A 17,077-nucleotide genomic window follows, 5' to 3' on the forward strand; every position below is an offset into this window, starting at 1 on the left:
GCGCCACCAGCATCCCCGGCACTTCAGCCACCACCTCACCCATGCGGGCATCTACGGCGACCCACGCAACCTAGCCCTGACCCTGTGCGCCAGCTACTGATAGCGGCCTCTTCGCGGGGCAAGCCCGCTCCCACCGGCAATTGGCCAATCGGTGGGAGCGGGCTTGCCCCGCGATGCTTTTTCAGCCCCGCAACCGCTCACCAATCAAACCGGCCAGCGCCACCAGCATCCCCGGCACTTCAGCCACCACCTCACCCATGCGGGCGAAGTCATGGGTCATTCCAGCTTTGACCTCGCAGGTAATCTCCAGCCCCGCACTACGCACACGCTCGGCATAGGCCAAGCCTTCATCCAACAGCGGATCGAACTCGGCCAGCCATAAAACAGTAGGCGCCAGGTTCGACGGGAACGGTGCGTAGATCGGCGAGAAACGCCAGTCCAGCCGGTCTCCCCGCTCACGCTCGTACAACTGGTAGAACCAGCGCAGCGAGTCTTTCTCCAGCAAATAGCCGTCAGCAAAACGCTCCAGCGACGCTCGCTCCACCGCCGCATCCAGTACCGGGTACAGCAGCACTTGCACCCGCGGCTGCAAGGGCAATTGCTCCGGCGCCAACGCCGCCTGAATCGCCAGGGCTGCCACCAAGCTGCCACCGACGCTGTCACCGGCCAACGCCACCCGAGTAGCATCCAGGCCGTGCTTGGCGCCTTCAGCAAGCACCCACAGCGCCACATCTTCGGCATCGTTGAACGCGGTGGGGAACTTGTGCTCAGGCGCCAACCGATAATCAGCGGAAATCACCACGAAATCACCGGCCAGGGCCAGGCGGCGGCACAGGGTGTCATGAGAGTCCAGGCTGCCCACCACATAACCACCACCATGGAAATACATCAGCACCGGCCGCAGCGCCTGCTCGGCTACCGCACGCTGGTAGCAGCGCGCCGCCAGTTGCTGTCCGTCACGGCTGGGGATAACCAACTGAGTCACTTCCAGCTGGCCCGCTGGCGCACTGTCCAGCAGCAACGACGTGCTATCGAACTGGCGCCGCGCTTCCTGCGGCGTCAACGCGTGCATCGGCTGGCTCTTGCCGGTCAAACGACCCAGCTCGACCAGTTCGAGAAATCCTTCAATATCGGGGTGCAATGGCATTGTTCGGCCTCCAGAAAAAACCACGCTCGACTCACTAACGTAAGCCGAGCGTGGCTATTTACTGCAAAACCCCAAATCGCAGGGTCAGCCCTCGGTGACCGCCTCGGCTTCCAGGCTCGACAGCAGCCCTTGCAAGCAATCGGCATGGTGCAGGATGTCGTAGTGACTGGCCTGCACGAGCTGAGTACGGATGATCCGCGGTTGCTGCGCCTCAAGCGCAGCACGCTCACCGGTCGGGTTACCGCTGGCCCACCAGCAACGCAGCGGCGCACGTACCACTGGCAACACAGGCACTTCGCGCGACAGTTGCTTGAGCCGCTCGCTGACGATAAAGGTGTGCGCCAGTTCTTCGGCCCCGAGCAAGGCATAGCCCCCGGCCTGGTCCGGTTGACGCTGGATCACCCCAGCGATCAACCCGGCCACCTGCTGCGGCTCGATGCATTCCTGCGCATCCAGCACCGGCTGCACCACCGCCGCATCCATCCCCAAGGTGGCGCAGAGGAAGGCCTGCAGGTCAGCTCGCCAGTCTTCGCCATCGGGCACTGTGTCCAGCGGCACGTAGCTGTCGACCAGGCCCAGCCAACGTACCGCCTGGCCTTGTGCTTCCAGCTCACGGGCCACCAGCAACGCCAATGTGCCACCCAGCGACCACCCCGCGAGGTGATACGGCCCCTCGGCCTGTTTGGCGCGGATCTCTGCGCTGTAATCAATGGCCATCTGTTCCAGCGACGTGTCCTGCCAGTGGCGGTCCAGCAGCATCCGGCACTGCACGCCATACACCGTGCGCTGCCCTTCCAGGTGCCGCGCCAGGGGCTCGTAGTCGAACACCGTGCCGAAACCGGCGTGCAGGCAGAACAACGGTGCGCTGTCGGCCACCGGCTGGTTGAGCAGCAGCAAAGCCTGGGGCACCTCCGCTGCTTCTGGCTGGTCGGCGGTAAGACCAGCGATGGTGGGCTTGGCCATCATGTCGCGCAGTTTCACTTCGAAGCCCAGTTCCGGCATCGCCCGCACCCGCGAAATCACTTTCAAGGTGCGCAGCGAGTCACCGCCCAGTTCGAAGAAGTTGTCGGTAATGCCCACCTGCTCGATGCCCAGCACCTGTTGCCAGATCTGCACCAAGGCCGCTTGCAATGGTGTGCGTGGGGCGACGTGTTCGCGGCTGCCGAAATCCGGGTCGGGCAGTGCTTTGCGGTCGAGTTTGCCGTTAGGGGTCAGCGGGAATTGCGCCATTACCACCACTTGAGTCGGCACCATGTAGTCCGGCAGAGATTCGCGCAGCGCTTGCAACAGGCGACGGTCGAGGCCAGCCTCGGCTGCAGCGACGACATAGCCGATCAACTGGCGCCCCTGGGCACTGTCACGCACCACAACCAGGGCGTCTTTGATCCCTGCCTGCTCGCGCAGGCGCGCCTCAATTTCACCCAGCTCGATACGGAAACCGCGCACCTTGACCTGATGATCCACCCGACCAACGTAGTCGACCACGCCATCGCTGCGCATGCGCACCAGGTCGCCGGTACGATACAGCCGCGAGCCGGGCTCGCCATACGGGTCAGCAACGAAGCGCTCTGCAGTTTGCTGGCGGTGATGATGGTAGCCGCGGGCGACGCCTTCAGCACCGATGTACAGCTCGCCGACGAAGCCGGGCGGCAACGGGTTGAGATCAGCATCGAGGACATACAGGGTACGCACGCCGACCGCTTTGCCGATAGGCGCGTACATTGCTTCGCAGCTGCCGGATAGCGGGGTCTTCCACAGCAGCGGTGTCACCACCGTCTCGGTTGGGCCGTAGCCGTTGACCAGGTACTTCGGCGCCAGGCTGCGTTTAACCCGCTCGAAGGTGGCATCGGGCACCGCATCGCCGCCGAAGCAGTAGACCCGCACCGGCGGTGCCGCACCAAGGGTTTCGGCCTGCTCGGCCAGTTCCAACAGATAGGCTGGCGGGAAGCACGCGACGGTGATGCGCTGTTGTGTCAGCACGTTGAGCGTCTGCTCGGCGGTCCACAAGCTGTTGTCGCGAATCACCAGGGTCGAGCCACTGATCAACGCGGTCATCCAGCGCTCATGGGCACCATCAAACGCGAACGACATGAAGTGCAGCTCGCGCTCGTTACTGTCCATCTCGTACAGCTCAGCGATGGCCTGCACGTGCATGCTGATCGGACCATGGGCAACCGCCACACTCTTCGGCTTGCCGGTGGAACCCGAGGTGTAGATCAGGTACGCCAGCCCCTGCGCGTCGACGGCTGGCAGTACCGAAGTGTCAACGTCTACATCCAGCGCCAGCTGATCCACCGCCAGGCATGCCACCGATGCCTCGACACTGACCCGCGCCTGCAAGCGTTGCTGAGTCAGCAGTACGCTCATGCCGGCATCGGCCATCATGTAGCGCAGGCGCTCGGCTGGGTACTCTGGGTCCAGCGGTACATAGGCGCCGCCGCTTTTGAGTACCGCCAGCAACGACACCACCAGCTCCAGCGAGCGCTCCATGAACACCCCGACCACGGTTTCCGCGCCGACACCCTGTGCGCACAGTTGCACGGCCAACGCGTTGGCACGGCGTTCGAGGGTGGCGTAGTCGAGTACTTCATCACCCAGCACCAACGCCGGATGATCGGGCTTAGCCTGAGCACGACGGGCGATCAAGGTGTGCACCGGGGTGTTCACCTGCGGCGCCGGGCATGCTTGCAGTTGCTGCGGCCTGCCCTCCAGCAGGCCCAGGCAACCGACAGCTTGCGCCGGGTCGTCACACAAGCGTTGCATCAGGCTTTCCATGTGCCCGCGCATTTGCTCGACCGTGACCAGGTCAAACTGCTCGCACTGGTGCATGTATTCAATGCGCAGGCCACCGTCGTCGACGCTGACCATCAAGTCCATGGCAAAGCTGGTCAGGCCGTAGTCCGAAACATCTTCAAAGCGCAGCGACTCGCCGTCCCACTCACGCAGGGTGCGGTCTACCGGCTGGTTTTCGAACACGATGATGCTGTCGAACAACGCTTGCCCGCCCTGCCCGGCCCAACGCTGGATATCACTCAGTGGGGTGTGCTGGTGATCGCGGATCTGCAGGTTGTAGGCCTGCACCTCACGCAACCAGTCACCCACCGATTGCGCGGTTGGCACGCTGCTGACCACCGGCAAGGTGTTGATGAACAGACCGAGCATCTGCTCGGAACCGTCGAGGGTTTCCGGACGTCCCGACACCGTGGCGCCGAAGGTCACCGTGCGCTGGCCGGTGTAACGCTGCAGCAACAGCAACCAGGCGGCTTGCACCAGGGTGTTCAGCGTGACTCGCTGGCTTTGCGCGAACTGTGTCAGGCGCGCGGTCTGCTCGGCATCGAGCTGGGTGTAGAGCGCCCGGTAGCCTTCAGCCGGTGCCTTCACCGGCACGGCGCGGGCCAAGTGGGTCGGGCCTTCCAGTTCGCTCAGGCGGGCTTTCCAGAAGGCTTCGCTGCGCGCCGGATCCTGCTGTTGCAACCAGCCGATGTAGTGCCGGTATTCGGCCACCGGCAGCAGCGCTTCACCGCTGTAATGACGCAGCACATCGCCGATCAAGCGCGACACGCTCCAGCCGTCCATGAGGATGTGGTGGTAGGTCCAGATCAGGCGATAGCGATCCGCTTCGGTGCGTACCAGCAGCACGCGCAGCAACGGCGCGCGGCCGAGGCTGAAGCCCTTTTCACGCTCGCTGTCGGCGAGCTCACGCACTGCCTGGGCGACATTATCGTGGTCACGCCAATCGAGCAGCGTGAGCAGCGTCGGGGCGTCGCGTAACACCACCTGCAGCGGCTCCTTCTCCCCCTCCCAGAGGAACGCCGTACGCAGGATTGCATGCTGACGGGCCACCGCCTCCCATGCCGCCTGCATGCGCTGCGGGTCGGCGCCCACAACGCCCACTTCGATCTGGTTGACGTACAGGCCGTCGTCACCGTCCTGCAGCGAATGGAACAGCATGCCCTGCTGCATCGGCGACAACGGGTAGGCATCTTCCACTTGCTCGGCGTGCAGGCCCAAGGCCTGCAACTGCGCAGCGCCGAGTGCCACCGAGGCCAGTGCCGGGGCATCGACCTGTTCGGCGTCGGCACTGCCCGTGACCTGGGCCAGGGCGGCGATGGTCGGGTGGCTGAACACTTGTTTCGGGGTGATCGCCAGCCCCATCTTGCGTGCCAGGCCAACGGCCTGAATCGACACGATGGAGTCGCCACCCAGTTCAAAGAAGTCGTCGTCGATGCCGATGTCCTGGCGTTCGAACAGCGCCTGCCAGATCGCCAGTAAACTCGCTTCCAGCGCCGTGCGTGGCGCACTGCCTTGCGAGCTGCGCACCTGCGGCGCGGGCAGACGGCGGCGGTCAAGTTTGCCGTTGGCCGTCACCGGCATGGCGGCCAGCTCAATCAACTGCGCAGGCTGCATGTGCTCCGGCAAGCGCTCGGCCAAAGCTGTCTTAATGACCTCGACGGTAAAACCGTCGGCTTCCGGCACCAGATAAGCCACCAGTTGCTTGCTCTTGGCGATGTCCAGCGCCAGCACCACCGCTTCGGCTACACCTGGCTGCTCCAGCAGTGCAGCTTCGATTTCACCCAGCTCGATGCGCAGGCCGCGGATCTTCACTTGATGGTCGATACGCCCGACGTACTCGATCACGCCATCGGCGCGGTAACGGGCCAGGTCACCGGTGCGGTACAGGCGCTCACCCGCCACGAATGGCGAAGCGACAAAACGTTCGGCGGTCAGTCCCGGGCGACGGTGATAACCGCGGGCCAGGCCAACACCGCCCAGGTACAGTTCACCGACGCAGCCCGCAGCCTGCAGTTGCAGGCTGCTGTCGAGCACGTAGGTGTGCAGGTTGGCGATGGGCTGACCAATCGGCACACTGTGGCTGCCGTCGTCGCGGCAGGTCCAGTGGGTGACGTCAATCGCCGCCTCGGTCGGGCCATACAAGTTGTACAGCCCCGCCCACGGCAGCACGCGCAGCAGATGGCGTTGCAGCTCGGCGGGCAGCGCTTCACCGCTGCAGATCACCTGCCGCAGGCTGGTACAACTGACCACAGCGTCGTCGCGGACAAAAGCCTGCAGCATCGATGGCACAAAGTGCAGCGTGCTGACCTGATGACGATTGATCAGCGCTACCAACGCTGCCGGGTCGCGGTGCGCACCCGGTTCGGCGATGGCCAGACGGGCGCCGACCATCAGCGGCCAGAAGAACTCCCACACCGACACGTCGAAGCTGAACGGGGTTTTTTGCAGCACCGTGTCGCCAGCACCGATCGGGTACGCCGACTGCATCCACATCAAGCGGTTGTACAAGGCGTCGTGACGGTTAGCGGCGCCTTTCGGCCGCCCAGTGGAGCCGGAGGTGTAGATCATGTAGGCCAGCCCGGCAGCGTCCAGCACCAGCGGCAGGTTGCTGTGGTTGCCGCTTTCCAGGTCTGGCGCGTCCAGGCACAGCACCTGTACACCGACAGCCAGCGGCAACCGTTCACGCAACGGGCGCTGAGTCAGCAGTAAATCGATGCCGCTGTCTTCGATCATGTAGGCCAGGCGTTCGTCCGGGTAGTCCGGGTCCAGCGGCACATAGGCGCCACCAGCCTTGAGGATCGCCAGCAGGCCGATAACCAGCTCCAGCGAACGCTCGGCGGCGATGCCCACCAGCACTTCCGGGCCCACGCCTTGATCGCGCAGTCGGTGCGCCAGGCGGTTGGCACGACGGTTGAGTTCGGCATAGCTCAGCTGTTGGTCACCGAACACCAGCGCTGGCGCGTCCGGAGTGCGCTCGGCCTGCAGCTCGAACAGGCGTTGCACCGGCTGCACAGCCGGGTAGGCCACAGCGGTATCGTTCCACTGCAGCACTTGCTGCTCACGCTCCGATGCGCTCAACACGTCGAGGCGGCCCAGCGCTTGCAGCGGTGCCTCGGCCATGGCCAGCAGCAGGTTGCACAGGTGCTGATGCAAGCGGGCAATGAAGCCATCGCTGAAGGCCGCATGGGCATAGTTGTAGCGCAGCGACAGCCGTGCGCCGAAGTCAGCCGAGAGCGTCAGCGGGAAATGCGTCTGCTCGCGGCCTTCAACATCGAGGATGCGCAGGCCAGTCTCCGGCCCCTGCTGCAGGGCCTCGGCCAACGGGTAGTTCTCGAACACCAGCAAGGTGTCGAACAGGTTGCCCTGCCCGGCCAGGCGCTGCACCTCGGCCAGCGGCGTGTGTTCGAACTCGCGCAAGCTCACGTTCTGTGCCTGGATCGCCTGCACCCACTGCGCCACGCTGTGGTGCGGGTGCGGGCTGGCAATCACTGGCAAGGTGTTGATGAACAGGCCCAGTTGCTGCTCGATGCCGGGCAAGTCCACCGGGCGCCCGGCCACGGTGGCGCCGAAAGCCACGCAGTCTTGACCGCTGTAGCGCTGTAGCAGCAACAGCCAGGCCGCCTGCACCAGGCTGTTGAGGGTCACTTTGTGCTGGCGGGCGAACTGGCCGAGGCGCTCGCTGGCAGCGTGGTCGAGCACCTGGAAGTACTCGCCGAAACCACGGGTGCTGGCGTCACCTTGGGTGCAGTTGGCCAACAGCGTCGGCTCCTGCAGTTCGCCCAACTGGGCTTTCCAGAACGCTTCAGCAGCCTGCGGGTCCTGGACGGCGAGCCAGGCCATGTAATCGTGGTAACGCCCGCTTGCAGGTGGCGGGGCAATACCGGCGTAGCGCTGCATGACTTCGCCGAGCAACTGCGAGGTGCTCCAGCCGTCGAGCAGAATGTGATGATGGGTGACGATCAGATGGTACCGATCGGCATCCGTCTGCAACACGTTGACCCGCAGCAGCGGCGCCGCAGCCAAATCAAAACCACGTTGGCGGTCGGCCTCGGCAAAAGCGTCCAGTGCGCTGCGCGGCTGGCCCTGGAAGTCGGCCTGCAGCAACGGCAGTTCAACCTGACGGCGGATCAACTGCAACGGTTGCTTGTGGCTGTCGCCCCAGAGAAACCCTGCGCGCAAGGTGTCGTGAGCATCCAGCGCGGCCTGCCAGGCCTGGCGCAACGCGTCCACCTGCAAGCCCTCGACGTCCAGGCGCAACTGATGCACATAGGCGCCGGGTTCATCGTCATACAAACTGTGGAACAGCATGCCTTGCTGCATCGGCGACAACGGATAAATATCTTCGATGACCGTGGCGGGCAGCGCCAGGTTATCCAGCTGTCGTTGGTCGAGGTTCGCCAGAGGCACGTCAGACGGCGTCAGCCCGCCTTCGCAGGTCAGGCAGTGAGCGACCAGTGTGCGCAGGGCCTGACCGTAGGCATCGGCCAGGCTCTGCACTTGAGCACCGTCGAAACGCCGTGGGTCGAACGACCAGCTCAGGCGCAATTGGCCTTCGTACACCTGGCCGTTGATGCTCAGCCCTTCGAGCACCGTACTGCCCGGTGCCTGCTCGTTTCCACCGCTTTCCTGCGCCGGTTGCCACGGTGCCTGGGTGTCGAAACTGGCGTCGAACTGGCCCATGTAGTTGAAGGTGATCGCCGGGGCTGGCAGTGCCGCCAGGCCTTGGTCTGCCAGATAGCGCAGGATGGCGAAGCCGATGCCCTTGTGCGGTACCGCACGCAGCTGTTCCTTGATGCCTTTGAGGCTCGCGCCCGGCTCCGCTGCTGGGGTGAGTTTGAGCGGGAAAATCGAGGTGAACCAGCCCACCGTTCGGCTTAGGTCGATGTCGTCGAACAGCTCCTCGCGGCCATGGCCTTCGAGCTGAACCAAGGTTGACGCCTGACCGGTCCAGGCGCAGATCACCTGCGCCAGCGCGGTTAGCAGCAGGTCGTTGATCTGCGTGCGATAAGCCGCCGGAGCCTGTTGCAGCAGTTGCCGGGTGGTGTCGGCATCGAGCGCGGTTTCCACTGCGAGGATCTGCTCAGCGGCCGGGGTGTCCACGGCCTGGCACGGCAGGCCCGGCGCTACGTCTCGGTACTGTTCATGCCAGTAGGCGGCTTCAGCCAGCAGGGTCGGGCTTTGCGCGTACTGTTGCAAACGCTGGGCCCAGTGCTGATACGCACTGGTCTTGTTCGGCAGGGCTTGCTGCTGGCTGGCCTGTTGCAGGTCTTCAAGCAGCACCCGCCACGACACGCCATCAACCACCAGGTGATGCACCACCAGCAGCAAGCGCTGGCTGCCATCGGCCATGTCCACCAGCAAGGCGCGCAACAGCGGGCCCTGACTCAAGTCGAGGCTGGCCTGAGCCTGATTGCACAGCATCAGTAACTCATCGGCATCGGCCGCTTGGGCGACCTGCACAAGTGCTTGCTCGGTGGCGTCGTCTGCGTGGTGCTGCTGCCAGAGGCCATCTTGCTGAGTAAAACGCAGGCGCAAGGCATCGTGCTGGCGTACCACGGCTGCCAGCGCTTCGCGCAATGGCTGCGCCTCAAGGCGGTGGCGCACGGTGAGCAGCAGCGACTGGTTCCAGTGCGCACGCTTGGCTATCGGCTGCTCAAAGAACCAGTGCTGAATCGGCGTCAGCGGCGCCGCACCGTGCACCGGGCCCTGGCTGACCTGCACCGCTGCGCTGCGCTCGGCCACACGGGCCAGGCTTTGCACGGTCTGGTACTGGAACAGGTCTTTGGGGCTGAAACGAATACCGCGCTGACGCGCACGGCTAACCAGCTGGATGGAAATGATCGAGTCGCCACCCAGCTCGAAGAAGTTGTCGTCGATGCCGATCGGTGCGCGTTTCAGTACCTCTTCCCAGAGTGCGACCAGGTCAGCCTGCAGGGCATTTTGCGGTGCTTGCCAGGTGGTAGCCGACAGCTCCGCGCCTGGGACCGGCAAAGCCTTGCGGTCGAGCTTGCCGTTGCCAGTCAGCGGCCAGGCGTCGAGCACCAGCAGGTGTGCCGGAACCATATAGTCAGGCAGTTGCGCACGGAGGAAATCACGCAGGCCCTGACGGAAGGTACTGCTGCCCGCCTCGACACCGGCCTTGGCCACCAGATAACCGACCAACTGTTTGCTGCCATTGGCCTCATGCACCAACACCAGCGCCTGGGCGACCTGCGGATGGTTCTGCAGGCAGCGCTGGATCTCACCCAGCTCGATTCGGAAACCGCGGATCTTCACTTGATGGTCGATACGCCCGATGTACTCCAGGCTGCCATCGGCGCTGAAACGCGCCAGGTCGCCGGTACGGTACAGCCGGGCACCCGGCGTGCGAGCGAACGGGTCGGCAATGAAGCGCGTGGTGGTCAAATCCGGGCGCTGATGGTAACCCCGGGCCAGACCGGCACCACCGACATACAGTTCACCCACACACCCCTTGGCCACCGGATTCAGACGACCGTCGAGCACGTACCAGCTCAGGTCATCGATCGGCAGGCCGAGCGGGCTGCTGTTGCTGGCATCCAGGTCTGCCAGGCTCAAGGGCCGGTAGCTGACGTGCACCGTGGTCTCGGTGATGCCGTACATGTTCACCAACTGCGGCTGGCGGTCGCCGAACGCCTCGAACCACGGACGCAGGTCGTTGACCTCCAGGGCTTCGCCGCCGAACACCACGGTACGCAGGGCCAACGGCCCCTCGTCACGGGCGGCGAGCGCCACGTCGATCAATGGGCGGAACGCCGACGGTGTCTGGTTCAGCACCGTGACACCCTCCTCGCGCAGCAAGCGATGGAAGTCTTGCGGCGAACGGCTGACCGCGTACGGCACCACTACCAGAGTGCCACCGTAGAGCAAGGCGCCAAAAATTTCCCACACCGAGAAGTCGAAGGCGTAGGAATGGAACAGGCTCCACACGTCGTGCTGGTCGAAGGCAAACCACTGCTGGGTAGCGTCGAACAAACGCAACACATTGGCATGGGGCAGCAAAGTGCCCTTGGGCTTGCCGGTGGAGCCGGAGGTGTAAATGACGTAAGCCAGGTTGTCGACATGGGTGAGGTTGGGCAGATCGTGCTGCGGCGCAGCCGCCAGCCACGCGGCGGCTTCATCCAGCAACAGGGTCTGCACGCCTTCAGGCAGCGGCAAGCGTGCCAGCAGATCAGCCTGACTGATCACCAGGCGTGTACCACTGTCTTCGATCAGGTAGGCCAGACGCTCTTGCGGATACTCCGGGTCCAGCGGCACGTAGGCGCCACCGGCCTTGAGGATCGCCAGCAGGCCGACCAGCATCTGCGCCGAACGCGGCAGTGCGATACCGACCAATACGTCGGGGCCGACGCCCTGCTCTCGCAGGCGCCAGGCCAGTTGGTTGGCCTGGCGGTTCAATTCGCCATAGCTCAGGCGCTGGCCTTCGCAAACCACGGCAGTCGCTTCAGGGCGCAACGCCGCTTGCTGCTCGATGCGTTGGTGCAGGCACTGGCCCGGCGTGTAGTGCTGCGGCGCCGGGTTCCACTGCGCCAGGGTCGCCGCCTGTTCGTCGGCATCAAGCAGCGCCAGATCGCCCAGCGCAGTGTGCGGATCACGCACCACACTGTGCAGCAGGTTGAGCCAATGCCGCCCCATACGCTCGATGGTGTCGGCTTCGAACAGGTCGGTAGCGTAGGTAAAGGCCGCGCTCAGGCTGTCTGCGGTTTCGACGGTGTCGAGCATCAGATCGAACTTGCTGCTGCGTTCTTCCCAGCCCAGTACTTCCACCTCCAGCCCTTGCAACTGCCAGCGCCCGACATTGTCGACAGCGCCATGCTGGTGGTTGAGCATCACCTGGAACAGCGGGCTCTGGTTCAGGCTGCGCTCTGGCTGCAGGGCATCGACCAGTTGTTCGAACGGTACATCCTGATGAGCCTGGGCACCAATCGATGCGCGCTTCAGCGCTTCGACCAGGCTGCTGAACGCCTGCTGCGGCTCAGGTTGGCTTCGCAGTACTTGAGTGTTGATGAAAAAACCCAACAGGTCTTGCACATCGTTGCGGGTGCGGTTGGCAATCGGCACGCCCACACGAATGTCACGCTCGCCGCTGTAGCGGTGCAGCAACGCATGCAGCGAGGCCAGCAGCACCACGAACAGCGTGCAACCCTGGGCACGGGCCACACCGCGCAGGCCTTCGAGCACCGCTGCCGGTACCTGCAAGGCGACACTGTCACCCCGCTGGCTGCTCACTGGCGGGCGTTTATGGTCCAGGGGCAAGGTCAGCAACGGGTGCTCATCGCCCAGTTGTTCACGCCAGTACTGCAGTTGCCGCTCACCCTCGCCCGCTTCCAGCCACAGCCGCTGCCACTGCGAAAAGTCGGCGTACTGGATCGGCAACGCCTCCAGCTGCGGCGCCTGGCCACTGGCGAAAGCGGCGTAATGGCGGGTGAATTCTTCAATCAGGATCGGCAGCGACGCCCCGTCGGTGACGATGTGGTGCAAGGTCAGCACCAGCACATGGTCTTGTTCGCCCAGGCGAATCAGGCGGGCGCGCATCAGCGGCCCGTGCTCCAGGTCGAACGGTGTCTGCGCCGCCAGCGCAATGGCGTCGTGCAGGCCCGCTTCATCGGCCGCGACCTGCGCCAGCGGGCAGGCCATGTGGGCATGAATCACCTGCTGCACGCTGTCACCGGCCAGCACAAAGGTGGTGCGCAGCACTTCATGACGTGCCAACAGCGCAGCCAATGTTTGCTCCAGCGCGGCGCGGTCGAGCCGACCACGCAGGCGAAAGGCACCGGTCAGGTTGTAGGCGGTGGCCTGTGGTTCCAGTTGCCAGATGAACCACAGCCGTTGCTGGGCATACGACGCTGGAAGCAGGTCGATGCCGGCCGCACGCGGCGGAATCGGCAAGGCTTCCAGGGTCAGGCCCTGCTCACGCATCTTGCCTTGCAGGGCCTGCCGGGCTTCGACCGACATCCCTGAAAAGCGTTGCGCCAGCGCCAGCATTCTGTCCGGTACCGCATTCATAGAGCTTCAACCTCGTCGAACAGCGCCTCCAGGGAGTCCACTGTGTTGTGCTGTTTACCGGCTTGCTCACGCAATGCTTCGATTTCCTGCGCCAGGCGTTCGAGGGTTTCCCCTTCAAAGAACACCCGCAGTGGAATGGTCAGCCCCAGGGCGTCCTGAATCCGCGTACGGATTCCAGTTGCCAGCAGGGAGTGGCCGCCCAGCTCGAAGAAGCTGTCATGCACACCGACCTTTTCCACCTGCAGGGCTTCGGCCCAGATGCCGGCCAGGGTCTGCTCCAGCTCAGTGCGCGGTGCGATGTACTGGCTGCGGCGGCTGTCCAGGGCCAACAAAGCATTGCGGTCGAGCTTGCCGTTAGGGGTCTGCGGGAAGCGTTCCAGTACCCGGATGCGCGCCGGCAGCATGTGCTCGGGCAGCGCCTGGGACAGGTGGCTGTGCAGGTCCAGGCCAAGTTGTTCATGGCCTTCCTGAGTAGAAACGACGAAGGCGAGCAATTGTTTACCCGCCGGTGTATCGCGGGCGATCACCAATGCATCTTCGACCCCGCGGCCACCGCGCAAGGCGTTCTCGATTTCACCCAGTTCGATGCGGAAACCGCGGATCTTCACCTGATGGTCGAGGCGACCGAGGTAGTCGATCTGCCCGTCAATGCGGTAACGCGCCAGGTCGCCTGTGCGGTACAGACGCTGGCCGGGCTCGCGGGCAAAGGGGTCGGGCACGAAGCGCTCGGCGGTCAACGACGGACGCTGCAAATAGCCACGGCACAGGCCATCGCCGGCCACATGCAGTTCACCTTCAAGGCCGACAGCCACCGGCTCCAGCTGCGCATCCAGCAAGTGCACGCGCAGGCCATCGACCGGTTTGCCGATGGCAATGCCATGACGATCGAGCGGGTCCAGGTAGGCGCCGGTGGACCACACTGTGGCTTCGCTCGGGCCATATTCGTTGACCAGCGCCACACCCGGCAGGCGTTCGCTGTGGCGTTGCAGCACTTCAGGTGCGCAAGCTTCACCGGCGACGATCACACAACGCAGCGACGGCGCTTCGAGGTTCTGCAGAATCTGCGCGTGGAACGAAGGCAGAGTCAGGTAATGCGACACCCCTTCACGGGCGATCAGTGCGGCCAGTTGTTGCGGGTCTTTGTGGCTCTGTTCATCTGGCAAGGTCAGCGTTGCGCCCTGGCTCAAGGCCCAGAAAACCCCGGCTACGGAGCTGTCGAAGGAGAACGACGAGAGCATCAGGAAGTTCGTCAGCGGCTCGCGGTAGAAGCGGCCACGGGCCAGGGTCGAAGCCACGGCGTTGGCATGGCTGACCATCACACCCTTGGGCTTGCCAGTGGAGCCGGAGGTGTAGATCACATAGGCCAGATTGCCCGGCTCGCCCACGGCTGCAGGCGCTTCGGTACTGGCCGACCACACAGGGCTGCCAGACTGCAGCGAGGTGACGGTCAGCGCGGCGTCCTGCTGCCAGGCGTCCGGCAACGCTACGCTGGCCAGCACCTGAGTAGCACCGGCATCGGCCAGCATGAACGCCAGGCGCTCGGCCGGGTAGTTCGGGTCCAGTGGCAGGTAAGCGCCACCGGCCTTGAGAATCCCCAACAAGGCCACCACCAACTCGCGGCTGCGCTGGCCATACACCGCCACCACCTGATCCGGGCCGGTGCCCTGGGCACGCAAGGTATTGGCGACCTGATTGGACAAGCGATCCAGCTCGGCGTAGGTCAGGCGTTCGTCGCCTACACTCAAGGCCATCTGCTGCGGGTATTGCAGCGCTTGTTCGGCGAACAGTGATTGCAGTGTGCGGGCGTGTGGCAACGAGGCCGCCTGCGGGTTGAAGCCTTCCAGAACAGCCTGGCGCGCCTCGGCATCCAGCAGCGTGGCTTGACCGAGGTCTTGCGTTGGCGCCTTCAGGGCCTGATCGGCAAAGGTCAGGAACTGCCCCAACAACACCTGCAGAGCAGCCGCTTCGAACGCATCGGCGCGGGCGTCAAGGCTGGCCTGACCGTCCGCCAGCTCCAGGCGCAATAGTTCGGTCGGCGCCTCGACGTCCAGCGCCAGTACGCCCGCACTCAATGCACTGGAACGCAGCGCAAAGCCATAACGGCACAGGCCCAGTTCAAACTCATTGAGGCAGTCTTGCCAGGAGCGCGACAGCTCGAAGCTCGCCGCCACTTCGGCGCTCAATTCGTCCAGGCTGGCGCTGCGACGGTTGTCGAAAGCCACTGGCAGGCTGCGGGCAAAGGCGCCATAGGCACCGTCCAGTTCTTCGTTGCGACCGTCCACCTCGACGCCAAGCAACAGGCGATCCAGGTGGCTGATGCGGGCCAGGAAAGCACCCCACAAGGTCAGGACACGGGCTTGATCTTCAGTGGCCAGGGTCGACGACGCCTGGGCGCGATGGCGAGCCAGCCCCGGATCGCTGGCGGTCTCGAACGCCAGACGATGGGGAATCTGATACGTGCGCAGGCGCTCCTGCCAGAACGCCGTGCCTTGGCGACCGAGGTCTTCTTCACGCAGCTCCTGTTGCCAGGCGGCGAAATCGACGTATTGCAGTTCTTCGTCGTTGTCTGCCAGTTCACGGCCCTCGCACAGGTCGCGCAGTTCGCGAGCCAGCGCCAACAAGGTAAGGCGGTCGAGGCTGGCGGCAGCGCCGAGCAGCAGCACGGCCGGCTGCGGGCCCGCCACTGTGCTGACAGCCAGGCTGACTTCACCAGCGCCGACCACTTGCTCGCGAGCCCAGGCCAAGGCCTCATCACGCTCAGCACTGGCATGAATGCGTACCGGCGCCTGATCCAGCACCGCCTGTACCGGCCAGCTCATGCCCGGCAAACGTCGATAGACCGTACGCAGCACTTCATGGCGTTCACCGAGGGTGTGCAAAGCCTGGGCAAGCACTTCGGCCTCGGGGACCTGAGTCAGGGCCAACAGCAGCCACGCCTGACCGGGACGCGCGTCAGCGCCTTGAGCAGTCAGCGCCAACGCTTGTTGGGCGGACGTCTGGAAGATCTCACCGCTAGGGTTGGACGTGGTCATGCAGAAGCTCCTTGATCGAGTGCCAGCTCGGCGCTTTTCTGCGCGATGGCCATGGCGGTGAGAATTTTTCGGCGGCCGGTGAAGGCATTGCGCGCGTGCACGGTGAGGATGTTGTCGAGCAGCACCACGTCGCCCTTCTGCCAGGCAAATTCGACCATGACGTCGCGGTAGATCTGCTGCAGGTGGCGCACCACGTCGTCGCCGATGGGCGTACCGTCACCGAAGAAGGTGTTCTGCGGCAGGTCAAGCGGGCCAAACTCGCGCAGCAAGTTGTCGCGGATGCTGTCGGGCAAGGTCAGGGCGTTGAAGAAGGTGGCGTGGTTGAACCACACGCGCTCACCGGTTTGCGGATGGCGGACCATGGCCGGGCCACGCTGGCGGGTGCGCAGACGGTTGCCCGGTTTCCATTCGGCCTCAACGCCGATCTGCGCGCAGTAGGCTTCGACTTCGCTGCGCACCTCGCTCTGAAATACGGTTTGCCACGGCAAACCCATGCCGTCGCCATAGTTGCGCACATACAGAATGCCCTTGCGAGCAAAGGCCTCGCGCACCTCTGGATCGATGCGCGAGAGGATCAGGCGGGTATCGCCAAGCGGCGTCTCGCCACCGGTTTCTGATGGTGTGTCGCAATAGAAGTACAGGTGCAACGGAAACACCGGCGAGTACGAGTGCTCGTTGTGCGGGAAGATCCGCTCGCCGCTGGGGTAGTCGGTGGAGCTGTAAATGTTGAACTGCCCGGTGATCTGGGTGCGCGGTGAAGCGCGGAACAGGTACTGCAGCGCGCCGCCGGAAATCGCATCGATGCAGCGGTTGAACTGGTCGATGTCGGCCACATCGAAACCGCGAAACAGGATCGAAGCGCCTTTGTGCAACTGCTGCTGGATCAGTTCACGGTTTTGTGCCGACCATTCGATCAGGTTGACCCCTGGTACATTTGGCGTACACAGCAGCGGGAAGCCGCCGTCTTCGAACAACGGGCGGAAGCTGACCAGGCTGGCCGAATCGGTGGACAGGCTTTTGCGCGCGCCGCGCATGGGCCGTGATGGCGTTGATGTTGCTGACATAACCCCTCCTGGAGCTG

The 17,077-nt window shown here is 64.2% G+C and carries 4 protein-coding genes; all 4 read right to left on the minus strand.

Going from position 1 to position 17,077, the window contains the following annotated elements; translation table 11 throughout:
• Positions 1-181 precede the first annotated feature (181 nt).
• The 4 genes from E1573_RS13505 to E1573_RS13520 all read right to left on the minus strand — a co-directional run bounded on the left by E1573_RS13505 (position 182) and on the right by E1573_RS13520 (position 17,060).
• Positions 182-1,147: an alpha/beta hydrolase gene (locus E1573_RS13505; RefSeq protein ID WP_133214434.1), complete on the minus strand. Its 966-nt coding sequence runs from the start codon at positions 1,145-1,147 to the stop codon at positions 182-184.
• A gap of 84 nt (positions 1,148-1,231) precedes the next feature.
• On the minus strand, positions 1,232-12,964 hold the full coding sequence (locus E1573_RS13510) for a non-ribosomal peptide synthetase (protein WP_133214436.1): 11,733 nt from the start codon (positions 12,962-12,964) through the stop codon (positions 1,232-1,234).
• Entirely contained in the window at positions 12,961-15,996 is a 3,036-nt protein-coding gene (locus E1573_RS13515; protein WP_133214438.1) for a non-ribosomal peptide synthetase, read from the minus strand. The genes E1573_RS13510 and E1573_RS13515 overlap by 4 nt, the downstream gene beginning before the upstream one ends.
• Entirely contained in the window at positions 15,993-17,060 is a 1,068-nt protein-coding gene (locus E1573_RS13520; RefSeq protein WP_133214440.1) for a TauD/TfdA family dioxygenase, read from the minus strand. Before E1573_RS13520 ends, E1573_RS13515 begins: the two co-directional genes overlap by 4 nt.
• Between the last annotated feature and the right edge of the window lie 17 nt (positions 17,061-17,077).

The sequence above is a fragment of the Pseudomonas sp. H9 genome, assembly GCF_004353925.1.
GTDB lineage: Bacteria > Pseudomonadota > Gammaproteobacteria > Pseudomonadales > Pseudomonadaceae > Aquipseudomonas.

Bases quoted from the DNA above. Each gene is read 5' to 3' on its own strand.
- E1573_RS13505 (WP_133214434.1), bottom strand. From the start codon at position 1,147: ATGCCATTGCACCCCGATATTGAAGGATTTCTCGAACTGGTCGAGCTG.
- E1573_RS13510 (WP_133214436.1), bottom strand. From the start codon at position 12,964: ATGAATGCGGTACCGGACAGAATGCTGGCGCTGGCGCAACGCTTTTCA.
- E1573_RS13515 (WP_133214438.1), bottom strand. From the start codon at position 15,996: ATGACCACGTCCAACCCTAGCGGTGAGATCTTCCAGACGTCCGCCCAA.
- E1573_RS13520 (WP_133214440.1), bottom strand. From the start codon at position 17,060: ATGTCAGCAACATCAACGCCATCACGGCCCATGCGCGGCGCGCGCAAA.